This is a genomic window from Luteimonas sp. 8-5, from assembly GCF_029763755.1.
Classification (GTDB): domain Bacteria; phylum Pseudomonadota; class Gammaproteobacteria; order Xanthomonadales; family Xanthomonadaceae; genus Cognatiluteimonas.
Genome location: NZ_JARUVM010000075.1, coordinates 1 through 16,145, shown reverse-complemented (window position 1 = coordinate 16,145; position 16,145 = coordinate 1). Strand labels below are relative to the sequence as shown.

Annotated in this window: 14 protein-coding genes; 4 read left to right on the top strand and 10 right to left on the bottom strand. The window is 69.5% G+C overall.

The window, feature by feature from the left end; translation table 11 throughout:
- The 10 genes from QAA18_RS08870 to QAA18_RS08825 form a co-directional block, all read right to left on the bottom strand.
- Positions 1–649 (bottom strand): UDP-3-O-(3-hydroxymyristoyl)glucosamine N-acyltransferase (locus QAA18_RS08870; protein ID WP_279412573.1); only part of this gene is annotated, 649 nt, incomplete at its 3' end.
- Between the two features lie 13 nt (positions 650–662).
- Positions 663–3,173 (bottom strand): outer membrane protein assembly factor BamA, encoded by a 2,511-nt coding sequence (gene bamA, locus QAA18_RS08865; protein WP_279412572.1) that lies wholly within the window; start codon positions 3,171–3,173, stop codon positions 663–665.
- Positions 3,174–3,219: 46 nt separating this feature from the next.
- A complete protein-coding gene (gene rseP, locus QAA18_RS08860; protein WP_279412571.1) occupies positions 3,220–4,572 on the bottom strand; it encodes an RIP metalloprotease RseP in 1,353 nt (450 codons plus the stop codon).
- The gene (dxr, locus tag QAA18_RS08855) at positions 4,569–5,777 is read right to left on the bottom strand and encodes a 1-deoxy-D-xylulose-5-phosphate reductoisomerase (RefSeq protein ID WP_279412570.1); all 1,209 of its coding nucleotides are present in this window, start codon (positions 5,775–5,777) and stop codon (positions 4,569–4,571) included. The genes rseP and dxr overlap by 4 nt, the downstream gene beginning before the upstream one ends.
- Position 5,778: 1 nt before the next feature.
- Positions 5,779–6,615 carry a phosphatidate cytidylyltransferase gene (locus QAA18_RS08850; protein ID WP_279412569.1) on the bottom strand — a complete coding sequence of 279 codons (837 nt, stop codon included), beginning with the start codon at positions 6,613–6,615 and terminating at the stop codon, positions 5,779–5,781.
- The gene (gene uppS, locus QAA18_RS08845; RefSeq protein WP_279412568.1) at positions 6,612–7,364 is read right to left on the bottom strand and encodes a polyprenyl diphosphate synthase; all 753 of its coding nucleotides are present in this window, start codon (positions 7,362–7,364) and stop codon (positions 6,612–6,614) included. Before uppS ends, QAA18_RS08850 begins: the two co-directional genes overlap by 4 nt.
- The gene (gene frr, locus QAA18_RS08840; protein ID WP_279412567.1) at positions 7,364–7,921 is read right to left on the bottom strand and encodes a ribosome recycling factor; all 558 of its coding nucleotides are present in this window, start codon (positions 7,919–7,921) and stop codon (positions 7,364–7,366) included. Before frr ends, uppS begins: the two co-directional genes overlap by 1 nt.
- Positions 7,922–7,958: 37 nt before the next feature.
- Positions 7,959–8,855 (bottom strand): cation diffusion facilitator family transporter, encoded by an 897-nt coding sequence (locus QAA18_RS08835; protein ID WP_279412566.1) that lies wholly within the window; start codon positions 8,853–8,855, stop codon positions 7,959–7,961.
- Positions 8,842–9,570: a UMP kinase gene (pyrH, locus tag QAA18_RS08830; RefSeq protein WP_279412565.1), complete on the bottom strand. Its 729-nt coding sequence runs from the start codon at positions 9,568–9,570 to the stop codon at positions 8,842–8,844. The genes QAA18_RS08835 and pyrH overlap by 14 nt, the downstream gene beginning before the upstream one ends.
- Before the next feature lie 59 nt (positions 9,571–9,629).
- Positions 9,630–10,679, bottom strand: a complete 1,050-nt coding sequence (locus QAA18_RS08825) for a LysR substrate-binding domain-containing protein (RefSeq protein WP_343226748.1) — start codon at positions 10,677–10,679, stop codon at positions 9,630–9,632.
- A gap of 132 nt (positions 10,680–10,811) precedes the next feature.
- Here QAA18_RS08825 and QAA18_RS08820 point away from each other — a divergent pair, with 132 nt between their 5' ends.
- From QAA18_RS08820 to QAA18_RS08805, 4 genes are all read left to right on the top strand, one after another.
- Positions 10,812–11,090, top strand: coding sequence for a hypothetical protein (locus tag QAA18_RS08820; protein ID WP_279412564.1), 279 nt, complete (start codon positions 10,812–10,814; stop codon positions 11,088–11,090).
- Positions 11,087–12,304, top strand: coding sequence for an efflux RND transporter periplasmic adaptor subunit (locus QAA18_RS08815; protein WP_279412563.1), 1,218 nt, complete (start codon positions 11,087–11,089; stop codon positions 12,302–12,304). Before QAA18_RS08820 ends, QAA18_RS08815 begins: the two co-directional genes overlap by 4 nt.
- A gap of 21 nt (positions 12,305–12,325) precedes the next feature.
- Entirely contained in the window at positions 12,326–15,502 is a 3,177-nt protein-coding gene (locus QAA18_RS08810; RefSeq protein WP_279412562.1) for a multidrug efflux RND transporter permease subunit, read from the top strand.
- A partial coding sequence (locus tag QAA18_RS08805) for a TolC family protein (protein WP_279412561.1) occupies positions 15,499–16,145 on the top strand: 647 nt, incomplete at its 3' end. The genes QAA18_RS08810 and QAA18_RS08805, both read left to right, overlap by 4 nt.

Here is a 16,145-nt window from a genome sequence, read left to right as displayed (position 1 = left end):
TGTTGGCGCCGATCTCGCAATCGTCGCCGACCACCACGCCGCCGAGCTGCGGCACCTTGATCCAGTGGGGCGCGCCGTTTTCGGGCCGGTCCATCGCCAGCCCGAAGCCGTCGGCGCCGAGCACCGCGCCCGGATGCACCAGCACGCGCCGGCCCAGGCGCACGCGCCGGACCAGGGTGACGCGCGCGACCAGCTCGCTGCCGGCGCCGACCACGCAGTCCTCGCCGATCGCGCAGCCGGGGCCGATGACCGCGCCGGCCTCGACCACGCTGCGCGGGCCGATGCTGGCGAACGGGCCGACATGGGCGCCAGGATCGATGCGCGCGGACGGATCGACCGCGGCCTGCGGATGGATGCCCGGTGCAAGTGCTTCGCGCTGTTCGAACAGGGCGGCGGCCTTGGCGAAGGCCGTATAGGGATCGGCCGCGACCAGCGCAGTGCCGGCGTATCCCTCGGCATCGGCCTCACGCATCACCACGATGCCGGCACGGGTGCCGGCAAGCTGCGCGCGGTAGCGCGGGTTGGCGAGGAAGGACAGCGATTCCGGGGTGGCCCGCGCCAGCGTGGCCACGCCGGTCACGGTCGTCGTGGCGTCGCCCTGCACGGCCAGGCCCAGGCGCTGGGCGAGCTCGGCGGCGCTGAACTGCATCCCGGCCGTCCCGCTAGAACTGCCCGCCGAACGAGAACTGCAGGCGCTCGAGCTGGTCGCCCGGCTGGTCCCGCAGCGGGAAGGCGTAGCTGATCGAGATCGGGCCCATCGGCGAGCGCCACAGCAGGGCCACGCCGGTCGATGCGCGCAGTTCGCTGGCATCGAAGGCGTCGATGTCCTTGTACACGTTGCCGAAGTCGAGGAACGCCGAGATGCGCGCCGCGTTCGAGTCGAACAGTCGCGGGAAGAACATCTCGATCGAGCCGACCGTCTTCAGCGCGCCGCCGACGGCGCGCGAGAAGCCGAAGGCGTTGACCGCGCGCGGGCCCAGGGTGTTGTCGGTGTAGCCGCGCACGCGTCCGCTGGAGCTGGTGCCGCCGGCGTAGAAGTTCTCGAAGAACGGCAGGCCATCGGCGGTCACCGTCTCGATGTAGTCGGGCGACGAGGGCGTGCAGGGATCGCTCGGCGCCGGCGGCGCGGGCGGGTTCGGGTTCTCTTCGGTCGGCGGCGTCGGCGCGGTCCAGCACAGGTCGCGCGTGATCGGGTCCATGTACGCGTCGCCGTAGCCGATGTTGATGCCGGTGCGCATGATCAGGCCCGGGCTCAGGCGCCAGTACCTGCCGTACTCGTACTCGAGCTTGTAGTACTCGGCGGTCGATCCCGGCAGCGTCGCCTCCAGGGTGGCGCGCTGCAGCGCGCCGACGCTGGGCATGAAGTAGTCGTTGCGGGTGTCGCGCGCCCAGCGCAGCTGGGTGCGCCAGGAGTGGAACGCGCGCGTGCCGATCGCCTTGATGTAGTCCACCACCTCGTCGGGGGTGACGCCTTCGGTCGGGTTGATGTTGTTGCTGTCGATGCCGAGCATCGCGCCCACCGAGTCCCACTCGGTGATCGGGATGCCGAACAGCGCCTGCGCCGACAGGCTGTCGGCCGAGTACTGGGCGACGTTGAAGTTGGAGAAGTCGAACTTGCTGACCCGCACGTTGTAGCCCAGCGACATGCCGCCGTCGGTGAAGTACGGGTTGAGGAAGGAGAAGTTGTAGGCGGTCTGGTAGTAGCTGCGCTGGAACGCCACCGAGACCCGGTTGCCGGTGCCCAGGAAGTTGTTCTCCGACAGCTGCAGCGAGGTGTTGACGCCACTGAGCTGCGAGTAGCCGACGCCGAACACGAAGCTGCCCGACGTGGTCTCCTTGACCGTGAAGGTCACGTCCACCTTGTCCGGGCTGCCCGGGACGGGGGCCTTGTCCACTTCCACGGTTTCGAAATAGCCCAGGTTCTGCAGGCGCACGCGGGAGCGGTCGAGCGCGGCCTGCGAGTACCAGGCGCCTTCGAACTGGCGCAGTTCGCGGCGCAGGACCTCGTCGGCGCTGCGGGTGTTGCCCTTGAACACGATGTGGCGGACCGTGGTGCGCGGGCCCGGCAGCACGTTGAGGGTGAGGCCCACGGTGCGGGTCTCGCGGTCGACCTGCGGGATCACGTTGACCCGGGCGAAGGCGTAGCCGATGTTCGACAGCGACAGCGAGATCGATTCGGAGGTGCGGTCGATCAGGCGGCGCGAGAAGACCTGGCCTTCGCGCAGGACCATGCGCTTCTCGAGGTCCTCCTTCGGCAGCACGGTGTCGCCGCTCAGCTCCACCGACGAGATCGTGTACTGCTCGCCCTCGCTGACGCCGGCGACCAGGAACATGTCCTGCTTGTCCGGGCTGATCTCGACCTGGGTGCTGTCGATGCTGAAATCGACGTAGCCGCGGTCGAGGTAGTAGTTGTTGAGCTTTTCCAGGTCGCCGGAGAGCTTCTCGCGCGAGTACTGGTCGTCCTTGCGGTACCAGCTGAGCCAGTTGTGCTCGCGCGACTCCCAGTCGTCCATGATCGCTTCTTCGTCGAACTTCTCGTTGCCGACGATGTTGACGTGGCGGATGCGGGCGGCCTTGCCTTCCTTGACGTCGATGGTGATGTCGACGCGGTTGCGGTCCAGCTGCGACACCGTCGGCGCGATGGAGACGTTGTACTTGCCGCGGTTGTTGTACTGGCGGGTGAGCTCCTGGACCACCTTGTCCAGGCTCATGCGGTTGAAGGTGTCGCCTTCGGCCAGGCCGATGTCGGCCAGGCCCTTGAGCAGGTCCTCGGTCTTGATGTCCTTGTTGCCGACCAGTGTGAGCTTGTTGATCGCCGGGCGCTCGACCACCGTCAGCACCAGGATGTCGCCCTGGCGGCCGGCGCGCACGTCGTCGAAGAAGCCGGTGCCGTAGAGCGCGCGGATCGCCTCGGCGACGCGCACGCGGTCGACGCGGTCGCCGCGCTCGACCGGCAGGTAGGTGAACACGGTGCCGGCGGGGACGCGCTGCAGGCCATCGATGCGGATGTCGCTGACGGTGAACGCCTGCGGGTCCGGGGCGCCCACGGCCGGGGCCGGAGAGGCCGGCATGGCGAACGGATTGGCTGCCTGGGCGAACACGGTCGGCGCCGCCGCAGTCGCTGCCGAGGCCAGGGCGAGGGCGAGCAGGCGGCGTGGGGGGAGTCGCGTCATCATCACTTCCGGTTGGGGGCGCGGCCGTCCGGGCCGCGTTGGGGCATCATTGCAGCAGTTGCAGGATGTCGTTGTAGAACGCCAGGCCCATCAATCCGGCGAGCATCGCCAGTCCGATGTATTGCCCGGCGACCATCGCCCTTTCGCTCAGCGGGCTGCCCTTGGCAAGCTCGATAAGGTAATACAGCAGGTGCCCCCCGTCCAAGACGGGAATCGGCAGCAGGTTGACGATCGCCAGACTGAGTGACAACAGGGCAAGAAAGTTCAGGAACCACGCCGGCCCCAGTTGCGCCGAGGCGTTCGCGACGCGGGCGATGGTGATCGGTCCGGAAATGTTTTCCACCGACGCGCGCCCGGTGAGCAGGCGTCCGATCATCGCCACCGATTCCCGGGCCAGGCTCCAGGTCTCGCCCAGCGCCGCTGGCACCGCGGCCAGCGGGCCATGGCGCAGGGTCGCGTCGTACGGCGGCAGGGTGGCGGCGGCCGGGCGGATCCCCAGGGCCCAGTAGGTTTCGCCGCCGCGCGGATCCTCATGGCGCTTCGGGGTCACCTCCAGGGCCAGCCGCTCGCCGTCGCGCTCGACCTCGATCATCGACGCCGCGCCGCCCAGGGCCTGCAGGCGCGGCCCGATCTGGTCGAAGCTGTCCAGCGCGATGCCGTCGATCGCGGTGATGGTGTCGCCTTCGGCGAGCACGCCCCAGGCGGCGGTGCCCGGTTCGACCTGGCCCACCACTGCCGGCAGCAGCTGGTGCCGCGGCACCAGGCCGATGCCCTGCATGGCCTGCTGCTGCGAGGTGCCCTCGGCCAGGCGCGAGAGCGGCAGGCGCCGGTCGACCTCGACCCCTGCGGCCGTGCGCAAGTGCAGTTGCACGTCTTCCCGGGCCATGGCCGCGCCGGCCAGCGCCATCGCGGCTTCGCTCCAGGTCGCGGTGGCGCGTTCGCCGACCGCCAGCACCGTATCGCCGCGTTCCAGTCCGGCCGATGCCGCGATGCCCGAGGCCTGGCCGATCACCGGCGCGAAATCCGGCCGTCCGATCACGAACATGCCCCATAGCAGGAGCACGCACAGCAGCAGGTTGGCCAGCGGCCCGGCGGCCACGATCGCGATGCGCCGGCCGACCGGCTTGCGGTTGAACGCCTGCGTGACCTGTTCCGGCGCCACGTCGGCTTCGCGCTCGTCGAGCATGCGCACGTAGCCGCCCAGCGGCAGCGCCGCGATCACGTACTCGGTGCCATCGCGACCCTTGCGCGACCACAGCGGCTTGCCGAAGCCGACCGAGAAGCGCAGCACGCGCACGCCGCAGCGGCGCGCGACCCAGTAGTGGCCGAATTCGTGGAAGGTCACCAGCAGCCCGAGGCTGACGATCATCCACCAGACCGAACCGAGGAAACCGCTCATGCAAGCGCTCCTGCAGCGATGCGCTGGTTGGCGTGGTCGCGGGCGGCCGCATCGGCGGCCAGGAGCGCGTCGATCGAGCCGGCTGCCCCGCCGGCGACCGCCGCCAGGCAGTCCTCGACCAGCGCGGGAATCCCAAGGAAAGCGATCCGACCCTGAAGGAAGGATGAAACCGCCACTTCATTGGCGGCATTGACGATCGCCGGCGCGGTGCCGCCGGCGGCCAGGGCCTGGTAGGCCAGGCGCAGGCAGGGGAAGGCTTCCGGGTCCGGCGCCTCGAAGTCCAGGCGCCCGTGGGCGAGCAGGTCGAGCCCGGCCACGCCCGATTCGATCCGCTCCGGCCAGCCCAGGCCCACGGCCAGCGCGGTGCGCATGTCCGGCAGCCCGAGCTGGGCGAGGGTCGAACCGTCGACGAATTCCACCAGCGAATGCACCAGGCTTTGCGGATGCACCAGCACGTCGATGCGCTCGCCGGGCAAGCGGAACAGGTGGTGGGCCTCGATCACTTCCAGGCCCTTGTTCATCAGCGTGGCCGAATCGACCGAGATCTTCGGCCCCATCGACCACTTCGGGTGCTTCACCGCCTGCGCCGGCGTCACCCCCCGCAGCCGCTCGCGCGTCCACCCGCGAAAAGGCCCGCCCGATGCCGTCAGCACGATCCGCCGCAAATCCCGGCTCCCGGCTCCCGGCTCCCGGCTCCCGGCTCCAAGGCATTGGAAAATCGCATTGTGCTCGCTGTCGATCGGCACGATGTCGGCGCCGGCCTCGTGCGCGGCGGCGGTGAGCAGTTCGCCGGCCAGCACCAGCGATTCCTTGTTGGCCAGCAGCAGGCGCTTGCCCGCGCGCGCCGCCGCCAGTGTCGACGGCAGGCCGGCCGCGCCCACGATCGCCGCGACCACCGTGTCGCAGGCGTCGCCGGCAACCAATTCCTGCAGCGCGTCGTCGCCGGCATGCGCCTCGATGTCGTCCAGGCCTGCCTCGCGCAGCCCGTCGCGCAGCGCGGCGTAGCGCGCCGCGTCGGCGATCACCGCATGGCGTGGACGGTGTTTGCGGCAAAGGGAGACGAGCGCCTCGACCCGGCTGCCGGCGGCCAGCACGCTGGCCTCCAGGCGGCCGGGATGGCGGGCGATGACGTCCAGCGCCGATGCGCCGATCGAACCCGTGGCCCCGACGACGGCGACCCTGCGGACTGCAGCCTGCGCCGGCATCTCAGAATCCCAGCCAGGCCTTGCCCAGGGCGAACACGGGCAGGGCGGCGAGCACGCCGTCGATGCGGTCCAGGATGCCGCCGTGCCCCGGGATCAGGTCGCCCGAATCCTTGGCCCCGACATGGCGCTTGAGCAGGCTTTCGAACAGGTCGCCGACCACCGAGAACGCAGCGGCGAACAGCGTGACCACCGCCACCAGCGGCAATTGCCCGAGCGACGCGCCGGCGAACGGCGCCAGCACCAGGGCCACCACCAGGGCGGCGAGCAGGCCGCCGACCGCGCCTTCGATGGTCTTGTTGGGGCTGATCCGCGGCGCCAGCTTGCGCCTGCCGTATCGGCGGCCGGCGAAATAGGCGCCGCTGTCGGCCGCCCAGACCAGCGCCAGCGCCACCAGCAGCCAGCGATGGCCGTTCGGGTCGCCGCCATGCAGCACGCCCAGCGCGCACCAGGCCGGAACGATCGCCAGGGTGCCGGCGGCCAGCTTGTAGGCGCGCGCATACCCGGCATGGTCGGCGGCGAAGTCGAAATGCCTGAGCCAGAGGATCGCCAGCAGCCACCAGACCACGCCGAGCACGGTCATCAGCTGCAGCAGCACGTAGCTGAACCCGTGGCTGGTGCGCGAGCCCCAGACGATGGCCACCATCAGGCCCATGTTCACCACCAGCAGGGCGGTGCGGGCCAGGGTGTCGTCGATGTCGGCCAGGCGGAACCATTCCCACAGCCCGGCCAGCAGGACCACCGCCGCCAGCGCCACCATCCACGGGGTAGGCAGCAGCAGGATGGCGGCAATGGCCACCGGGGCGAGGATCAGCGCCGCGAGTACGCGTGTGCGGGTCATGCGGGGCTCATCCCGTTCTGGGCGCCCGCGACCTGGGCGCCGGTGAGGCCGAAGCGGCGTTCGCGGCTGGCGTAGTCGTCCAGCGCGCGCTGCAGTGTGGCCGCATCCAGTTCCGGCCACAACGTCTCGGTGAACCAGAGTTCGGTGTAGGCCAGCTGCCAGAGCAGGAAGTTGCTGATGCGGTGGTCGCCGCCGGTGCGGATGAAGAGATCCGGCGGCGGCAGGTCGCCCAGTGCGGTACGGCTGTCGAACAGCGCCTCGTCGATGTCCTCGGGGCGCAGGCGGCCGGCCGCGACGTCGGCGGCCAGGCTGCGCGCGGCCGCGGTGATGTCCTGGCGCCCGCCGTAGCTGGCGGCGATGTTCAGGGCCAGCCTGTCGTTGCCGGCGGTGACCGCCTCGGCGTGGGCCATGCGCGTGGCGATCGCCTCGCTGAAGCGCGAGCGGTCGCCGATGAAGCCGATGCGCACGCCGCGCCGGTGCAGTTCGTCGACTTCGCGGTCGAGCGCATTGATGAACAGCTTCATCAGCGCGCCGACCTCGTCCTCGGGGCGGCCCCAGTTCTCGCTCGAGAACGCGAACAGGGTCAGCGCGCCGATGCCGGCGTCCAGGCAGAAATCGATGCACAGGTTGACCGCGCGCGCGCCGGCGCGATGGCCGATGATGCGCGGCCGGTGGCGCTGCTGCGCCCAGCGGCCGTTGCCGTCCATGATGACGGCCAGGTGGCGCGGGATTCGACTGGCGGCGGGCATCAGACCGCCATCAGTTCCTGTTCCTTGGCCTTGACCACGTCGTCCACGTCCTTGATCGCCTTGTCGGTGATCTTCTGGATCTCGGCTTCGCTGCGCGCGGCCTCGTCCTCGCTCACCTGCTTTTCCTTCAGCAGTTCCTTGACCTGCTGGTTGGCGTCGCGGCGGATGTTGCGGATGGCGACCTTGGTGTCCTCGCCTTCGCCGTGCACGACCTTGGACAGCTCCTTGCGGCGCTCCTCGGTCAGCGCCGGCAGGTTGAGCCGGATCACGGTGCCGGCGGTGTTCGGGGTCAGGCCCAGGTCCGAGCCCAGGATCGCCTTCTCCACGGCACCGACGATCTGCTTCTCCCACGGGGTGATGACCAGCGAGCGCGCATCGGCCACCGCCACGCTGGCGACCTGGGACAGCGGCACTTCGGAGCCGTAGTAGTTGACCTTGATGTGGTCGACCAGGGCGGTCGAGGCGCGTCCGGTGCGGACTTTCACCAGCGTATGGCGCAGGGCCTCGATGCTCTTGGCCATGCGGGTCTGGGCGTCCTTGTGGATCTCGTTGATCATCGCGGCTCCGGGCCTTTTTATTAGCCCCGCGAGTATATCAATGCCCGTGCGGCGCCGGATCGTGCAGGTCGTGGCAGGTCGAACCGAACTCCACCTGCAGGGTCGGGTGGTTGATGCCGAAACGCTCGTCCAGTTCGTGGTGGAGGCGATCGAGGAAGGCGTCGTGGCCCTCGCTGCCGGCGCGGACCAGGTGCGCGGTCATCGCGATCTCGCCGGCGCCCAGCGACCAGATGTGAAGATGATGGACGGCGCAGACGCCTTCCTGCTCGAGCAGCCAGTCGCGCACCTGTGCCTGGTGGAGCCCCGCCGGCACTGCGTCCATTGCCGCGTTGAAGGCGTCGCGCAGCAGGCCGAACGCGCTGGCCGCCACGACCGCGCCGACCAGCAGTGCGGTGGCCGGGTCCAGCCACTGCCAGCCCAGCTGCAGCATGCCGATGCCGGCCAGTACCGCGGCCAGCGAGACGCCTGCGTCGGCAAGCAGGTGCAGGAACGCACCGCGCCTGTTGAGGTCGTGGCTGTGTCCGCCACGCATCAGCCAGGCGCCGCCGAGGTTGACCGCGATACCGATCGCCGCGACCACGATCACCGGCATTGCCGGCACCTGCGGCGGTTCGCCCAGGCGGCGCACCGCTTCCCATCCCAGTGCGCCGGCGAAGGCCACCAGCAGCAGCGCATTGGCCAGCGGCGAGAGCAGGGTGGCGCGGCGCCAGCCGTAGGTGTGGCGTTGCGTCGGCGCGCGGCGTGCGATCGCGGCCGCGGCCCAGGCCAGGCCGAGCCCGAGCACGTCGCCCAGGTTGTGCAGCGCGTCGGAGAGCAGTGCCAGCGAATCGGTGGCGAAACCGTAGCCGGCCTCGATGGCGGTGTAGGCCAGGTTGGCGAGGGTGACGATCGCGAAGGTGCGCGTCGCCGTGCCGTGGTGGCTATGCGCGTGCATGCCCCTGCACCAGGGTGCCGATGGCCTCGCCGCGCAGGATCTTCAGCAGGGTGCCCGGCTGCGACATGTCGAACACGCGCAGCGGCAGGTCGCTGTCGCGCGCCAGCGCGAACGCCGCGGTGTCCATCACCTGCAGGTCGCGGGCGATGACTTCGTCGTAGCTGAGCTTTTCGTAGCGGGTGGCGCCGGCGTGTTTCTTCGGATCCTTGTCGTAGACGCCGTCGACCTTGGTCGCCTTGAGCAGCAGGTCCGCGCCGATCTCGATCGCGCGCAGCGCGGCGCCCGAGTCGGTGGTGAAGAAGGGGCTGCCGACACCGGCGGCGAAGATCACCAGCCGACCCTTTTCCAGGTGGCGGATCGCGCGGCGGCGGATGTAGTCCTCGCACACGTCGTTGATCTTGATCGCGCTCATCACCCGCGCCTTGGCGCCGAGCTTCTCCAGCGCGTCCTGCATCGCCAGCGCGTTGATCACCGTGGCCAGCATGCCCATCTGGTCGCCGGTGACGCGGTCCATGCCGCCGGCGGCCAGGCCCGCGCCGCGGAAGATGTTGCCGCCGCCGATGACCAGGGCGATCTCCGCCCCGGCCTGCTGCGCCTCGATCACCTCGCGCGCCAGGCGCCCGATCACCTTGGGATCGATGCCGTAGTCCTCGTCGCCCATCAACGCCTCGCCGGACAGCTTCAACAGGACGCGGCGATAGGCGAGTTGCGACATGCGGGGCTCCGGGCGGGGTCTTCGGCAGCGGGAATTCTAGCCGATGCCCGGGGCCCCGATCAGGCGGCTTCGGCTTCCTCTTCGACTTCGACGTCGACGTCGACCGGTGTCTTGGCGACCGCCCGGGCCACTTCGGCCCTGGAGGTCGCCGCGGCCGCCCGCATCGCCTCGCGGCATTCGATGCTGTCAGGGCAGGCGGTGCGCATGTAGTCGACCTCGAACCGCAGCCGCTCGACCAGGAAATCGACGAAGGCGCGGATCTTGGGCGACTGCGCCTGGCCGCGCGGGAACACGGCGTTGAAGTCCATCATCGGCCCGCTCCAGCCGGCCAGGACGCGCCGCAGCAGGCCCTTTTCGACGTAGGGCTTGGCGCTGACCTCGCTCAGCAGCATCAGCCCTTCGCCGGAAAGCAGCGGTTCGGTGAGCGCGCTGGGATCGTTGGCCACGATCACCGGCTCGACCCGGTAATCCTGTTCGCGCGTGCCGTCGTTGAGCGGCCAGTAGTAGTTGCCGTTGCGGGCGAACTTCGGGAACGCGAAGGTCCGGTGCGCGGCCAGGTCGTCCGGGTGCCCGGGCTCGCCATGGCGCTCCAGGTAGTCCGGGCTGGCGAACACCTGGGTGCGGAACTGGCCCAGGCGGCGCGCCACCAGGCTCGAATCGGCCAGCGGGCCGATCCGCAAGGCGATGTCGATTTCCTTGTCGATGAGGTCGAGCTTCTCGTTGGTCAGCACCATCTCGACCTTCACCTCCGGATGGCGCGCGCGGAATTCGGCCAGCAGCGGTGCGATCCAGATCACCCCGGCGCTGTACGGCGAGGTGAAGCGCAACCAGCCGCGCGGGCCGTCCTGCAGCTGGCTCACCGCGCTCTCGGCTTCGTCCAGGTCGCGGGCGATGCGCTGGCAGTGATCGAAATAGATGTTCCCGGCCTCGGTGAGGCCGAGCTTGCGCGTGGTGCGATGCAGGAGCTGCGCGCCGAGGCGCGCTTCGAGTTCCTGCACCTTGCGGCTGACGGTGGTCTTGGGCAGGCGCAGGGCGCGGGCGGCAGCGACGAAGCTTCCCAGCTCGGCCACCTTGACGAAGACCAGGGTGTCGTTGAGATCGCGGGCCATGGGGCCTCCAGTGAGTAGGGACGCGTGGAAGGGCGATTGGCCCGGGGGTGGAACAATTATTCCCCGATTTGCCGGCTAATCAAGTGCCGCCGACGGGCCTAGCCTTTGCACCTCGCATCGACTGGAGTCCCCGTGACCTTCCGCCGCGCCAGCACCATCGCCCTCGTCCCCGCCCTCGTGGCCGGGGCCCTTGCCCTTGGCTGGTTGGGCATCGTGGCCCTGCAGGCCGCAATGGCACTGGGCCGGGCCGAAACGTGGCTGATGGCCTGGACGCTCGCATTCGTGGTCGGGTTGCCGCTGGCGCTGCCGCTGTTGGCGCTGGCGCACCGCGTACCGTTCCGTATTTGGGAGAGAAAGTCCCGTCCCCGGGACAATCTTTTCCACTCCCCCGCACATCGAGGTTCCCCATGACACTCCGCAAGCTCCCCGCCGCCCGCCGGGCGGCCCTCCGTTCCGGCACCGCCCTGCCGTGGCTGGCGCTGTCGCTCGCAGCAGCCATCGCCCTGGTGGTCGCCGGCTGCGACACCAACGCCCAGGAAGCGGGGCACATGCCCCCGCCGCCGGCGGTGAGCGTCGCCACCGTGCTCAGCAAGCCCGTGCACCAGTGGGACACCTTCAACGGCCGCGTTTCCGCGGTCGAAAGCGTCGAGCTGCGCCCGCGCGTGAGCGGCTACGTGCAGCGCGTCGCCTTCGACGAAGGCCAGGAAGTGAAGAAGGGCGACCTGCTGTTCGTGATCGACCCGCGCCCCTACCAGGCCGCGCTCGACCAGGCCAAGGCGCAGTTGCAGCGTGCCCGCGCCGAAGCCCGGCTGGCGCAGGCGCAGGACGCGCGTGCCCAGACCTTGATCGAGGCCAGGGCGATCTCGCGCGAGGAGTTCGAGACCCGCAAGGCGGCCAGCGCCCAGGGCGATGCCGGGGTGCGCGCGGCCGAGGCCGCGGTCGCCGCGGCGCAACTGGACCTGCAGTTCACCCAGGTGCGCGCGCCCATCGACGGCCGCATCGGCCGCGCGATGGTCACCGAGGGCAACCTCGCCCAGGCCGACCAGACCCTGCTGACCACGCTGGTGTCGCAGGACCCGATGTACGTGTACTTCGAGAGCGACGAGCAGACCTACCTGCGTTACGCCGAACTGGCGCGCAAGGGCGAGCGCACGCGCTCGAGCAATCCGGTCCGCGTCGGCCTGGCCAACGAGGACGGCTTCCCGCACGAGGGCACGGTCGATTTCGTCGACAACCAGGTCGATCCGGCCACCGGCACCATCCGCGCCCGCGCTGTGCTGCCGAACCCGGACCGCGTCTTCACCCCCGGCCTGTTCGCGCGCGTGCAGGTGCAGGGCAGTGGCCGCTTCGACGCCATGCTGATCGACGACAAGGCCGTGCTCACCGACCAGGACCGCAAGTACGTCTACGTGCTCGGCCCGGAGAACAAGGCGGTGCGCAAGGACGTCGTGCTCGGCCGGATGATCGAAGGGCTGCGCGTCGTCGAGTCCGGCCTGGCCGCCGACGACAAGGTGATCGTGCATGGCGTGCAGAAGGTGTTCATGCCCGGCATGCCGGTCGCCCCGCAGGACATCGCCATGGGCGCGCCCGCGCCGTCGCCCGCGCAAGCGGTCGCGATGCAGTAAGCAGGAGCAAGGAGGGACATCATGGATTTCTCAAGGTTCTTCATCGACCGGCCGATCTTCGCGGCGGTGCTGTCGATCGTCATCTTCGCCGCGGGATTGATCTCGATCCCGCTGCTGCCGATCGGCGAATACCCCGAGGTGGTACCACCGTCGGTGGTGGTCACCGCCGTGTACCCGGGTGCCAACCCCAAGGTGATCGCCGAAACGGTGGCCACGCCGCTTGAGGAGGCGATCAACGGCGTCGAGGACATGATGTACACCAAGTCCGTCGCCGGCTCCGACGGCGTGCTGCAGATGACGGTGACCTTCCGCCCCGGCACCGACGCCGACGACGCCACGGTGCGGGTGCAGAACCGGGTCAGCCAGGCGCTGGCGCGCTTGCCCGAGGACGTGCGCCGCCAGGGCGTGACCACGCAGAAGAAGTCGCCCACCTTCCTGATGGTGGTGCACCTGACCTCGCCCAACGGCAAGTACGACACGCTGTACCTGCGCAACTACGCGCGCCTGCACGTCAAGGACGCCCTGTCGCGCATCACCGGCGTGGGCGACGCGCAGGTGTTCGGCGGCGGCGACTACGCCATGCGCGCCTGGCTGGACCCGGACAAGATCGCGTCCCGCGGGCTGACGGCGGGCGACGTGGTGCGCGCGATGCGCGAGCAGAACGTGCAGGTCTCGGCCGGCCAGCTCGGTGCCGAGCCCATGCCCGACAGCGACTTCCTGACCCTGATCAACGCCCAGGGCCGCCTGCATACCGAACAGGAGTTCGGCAACATCGTGCTCAAGGCCGGCGCCGACGGTGAAGTCGTGCGCCTGTCCGACGTGGCGCGGCTGGAACTGGGCGCGGGCGACTACACCCTGCGTTCCAAGCTCGACGGCAAGAACGCCGTGGGCATCGGCATCTTCCAGGCGCCCGGCGCCAACGCGCTGGACATCCGCGATTCGGTGATCGCGACCATGGACGACATGTCGACGCGCTTCCCCGAAGGCATCAAGTACGAGGCCGTCTACGACACCACCATTTTCGTGCGCGACTCGATCAAGGCCGTGGTCACCACCCTGCTCGAAGCGGTGCTGTTGGTGGTGCTGGTCGTCATCCTGTTCCTGCAGACCTGGCGCGCCTCGATCATCCCGCTGATCGCGGTGCCGGTGTCGATCGTCGGCACGTTCGCCGCGCTGTACCTGCTGGGCTTCTCGATCAACACGCTGAGCCTGTTCGGCCTGGTGCTGGCGATCGGCATCGTGGTGGACGACGCGATCGTGGTGGTGGAGAACGTCGAGCGCAACATCGAGGAAGGGCTGAGCCCGCTGGCCGCCGCCCACCAGGCGATGCGCGAGGTGTCCGGGCCGATCATCGCGATCGCGCTGGTGCTGTGCGCCGTGTTCGTGCCGATGGCCTTCCTGTCGGGCGTGACCGGGCAGTTCTACAAGCAGTTCGCGGTCACGATCGCGATTTCGACGGTGATCTCGGCGATCAACTCGCTGACCCTGTCGCCGGCGCTGGCCGCGCGCCTGCTCAAGCCGCACGACGCTGCCAAGGATGCGCCGACCCGGCTGATTGATCGTCTCTTCGGCTGGCTGTTCGTGCCGTTCAACCGCTTCTTCAAGCGCAGTTCCGGCCGCTACCAGGGCGTGGTATCGCGCGCGCTGGGCCGCCGCGGCGCAGTGTTCCTGGTGTACGCGGTGCTGCTGGCCTCCACAGGCCTGATGTTCAAGGCGGTGCCGGCCGGCTTCATCCCGACCCAGGACAAGCTGTACTTGATCGCCGGCGTGAAGATGCCCGAAGGCGCCTCGATCGCGCGCACCGACGCCATGCTGTCGCAGGTGGCCGACATCGCGATGAACACCGAGGGCGTCGCCCACTCGATCGCGTTCCCGGGCCTGAACGCGCTGCAGTTCACCAACACCCCCAACACGGGCGTGGTGTTCCTGCCGCTGGATCCGGCCAGCGAGCGCGACCGCAGCGCCGCCGAGATCAATGCCGAGATCAACCAGAAGATCGCCGGGTTGCAGGAGGGCTTCGCGTTCTCGCTGATGCCGCCGCCGATCCTCGGCCTGGGCAACGGCAACGGCTACCAGATGTTCATCGAGGACCGCGGCAACCTCGGCTACGGCGCGCTGCAGGATGCAGTGGTGGCGATGCAGGGCGCGATCATGCAGACGCCCGGCATGGGCTTCCCGATCAGCAGCTACCAGGCCAACGTGCCGCAGCTGGACGCCGAGGTCGACCGGGTCAAGGCCAAGGCCCAGGGCGTGCCGCTGACCGAGCTGTTCGACACCCTGCAGACCTACCTGGGCTCGGCCTACGTCAACGACTTCAACGAGTTCGGGCGCACCTGGCAGGTCATCGCCCAGGCCGACGCGCGCTTCCGCGACGACGTCCAGGACATCGGCAACCTGCGCACCCGCAACGACCGCGGCGAGATGGTGCCGATCGGGTCGATGGTGAAGATCCACCAGACCTACGGTCCGGATCCGGTGCTGCGCTACAACGGCTATCCGGCCGCCGACCTGGCGGGCGAGGCGGATCCGCGCGTGCTGTCGTCGGCGCAGGCGATGGACACGCTGACGGCGCTGGCCGCCAAGGTGCTTCCCAACGGCATGGCAATCGAGTGGACCGATCTGAGCTACCAGCAGTCCACCCAGGGCAACGCGGCGCTTGTGGTCTTCCCTCTCGCCATCCTGCTCGCGTTCCTGGTGCTGGCGGCGCTTTACGAGAGCTGGACGCTGCCGCTGGCAGTGATCCTGATCGTGCCGATGACGATGCTGTCGGCGCTGTTGGGAGTCTGGGCGACCGGTGGCGACAACAACGTGTTCGTGCAGGTCGGCCTGGTGGTGCTGATGGGCCTGGCGTGCAAGAACGCCATCCTCATCGTGGAGTTCGCGCGCGAGCTCGAGCTGCAGGGCAAGGGCGTGGTGGAAGCGGCGCTGGAAGCCTGCCGGCTGCGCCTGCGCCCGATCGTGATGACCTCGATCGCCTTCATCGCCGGCACCGTTCCCCTGGTCCTCAGCCACGGCGCCGGTGCGGAAGTGCGCTCGGCAACCGGCGTGACCGTGTTCGCCGGGATGATCGGCGTGACCATGTTCGGATTGTTCCTGACCCCGGTGTTCTACGTCGCGCTGCGCAAGCTGGTGAACAAGCCGCTGGTGCGCCATGACGTCGCGCCCGGCCATGCCCAGCCGGTGGAGGTGCTGCCATGATCGGTTCCACGTCGATGAGTTCCAGGGTGCTGCTCCCGTCGCTGCTCGCCACCGCCCTGGCGGCGTGCAGCGTCGGCCCCGATTTCGTGCGCCCCGATGTGGCCGTGCCGGAAGCCTTCGTGCAGTCGCCGGCAACGGCGGCGGACGCGACGCCGGCCATCGACCCCGCGTTCTGGACCACGTTCGGCGACCCGCAGCTCACCGCGCTGGTGGAGCAAGCGCTGGACGCCAACCACGACCTGCGCATCGCCCTGGCCAGCTACGACCGCGCCAATGCGCTTTTGCGTGGCGCCAGGTTCGATTACCTGCCCACCATCACCGCCGGTGCCGAAGGCAGCGACGGCCGCGCCAGCAGCGACCAGTTGCCGGGCGTCGGTCGCGAGGGCCGCGACGCCGAGTCGTACAGCGCCGGCATCCAGGCGAGCTGGGAACTGGACCTGTTCGGCCGCATCCGCCGCGGCGTGGAAGCCGGGCGTGCGGATGCTGCTGCCAGCGCCGCGGATCTTGCCGCGGCGCAGGTGGCCATCGTCGGCCAGGTCGCGCGCACCTATTTCGACCTGCGCGGCCTGCAGGAGCGCCTGCGCGTCGCCCAGGAGAATGCCGGCAACCAGCGCGAGACGCTGCGCCTGGTCGACGCGCGCCT

What these genes read in the sequence shown, in the direction of transcription:
- QAA18_RS08810 (WP_279412562.1), top strand. Translation starts at nt 12,326, where the DNA reads ATGGATTTCTCAAGGTTCTTCATCGACCGGCCGATCTTCGCGGCGGTG.
- pyrH (WP_279412565.1), bottom strand. Translation starts at nt 9,570, where the DNA reads ATGTCGCAACTCGCCTATCGCCGCGTCCTGTTGAAGCTGTCCGGCGAG.
- QAA18_RS08835 (WP_279412566.1), bottom strand. Translation starts at nt 8,855, where the DNA reads ATGCACGCGCATAGCCACCACGGCACGGCGACGCGCACCTTCGCGATC.
- QAA18_RS08815 (WP_279412563.1), top strand. Translation starts at nt 11,087, where the DNA reads ATGACACTCCGCAAGCTCCCCGCCGCCCGCCGGGCGGCCCTCCGTTCC.
- dxr (WP_279412570.1), bottom strand. Translation starts at nt 5,777, where the DNA reads ATGCCGGCGCAGGCTGCAGTCCGCAGGGTCGCCGTCGTCGGGGCCACG.
- frr (WP_279412567.1), bottom strand. Translation starts at nt 7,921, where the DNA reads ATGATCAACGAGATCCACAAGGACGCCCAGACCCGCATGGCCAAGAGC.
- rseP (WP_279412571.1), bottom strand. Translation starts at nt 4,572, where the DNA reads ATGAGCGGTTTCCTCGGTTCGGTCTGGTGGATGATCGTCAGCCTCGGG.
- QAA18_RS08850 (WP_279412569.1), bottom strand. Translation starts at nt 6,615, where the DNA reads ATGACCCGCACACGCGTACTCGCGGCGCTGATCCTCGCCCCGGTGGCC.
- QAA18_RS08825 (WP_343226748.1), bottom strand. Translation starts at nt 10,679, where the DNA reads ATGGCCCGCGATCTCAACGACACCCTGGTCTTCGTCAAGGTGGCCGAG.
- uppS (WP_279412568.1), bottom strand. Translation starts at nt 7,364, where the DNA reads ATGCCCGCCGCCAGTCGAATCCCGCGCCACCTGGCCGTCATCATGGAC.
- bamA (WP_279412572.1), bottom strand. Translation starts at nt 3,173, where the DNA reads ATGACGCGACTCCCCCCACGCCGCCTGCTCGCCCTCGCCCTGGCCTCG.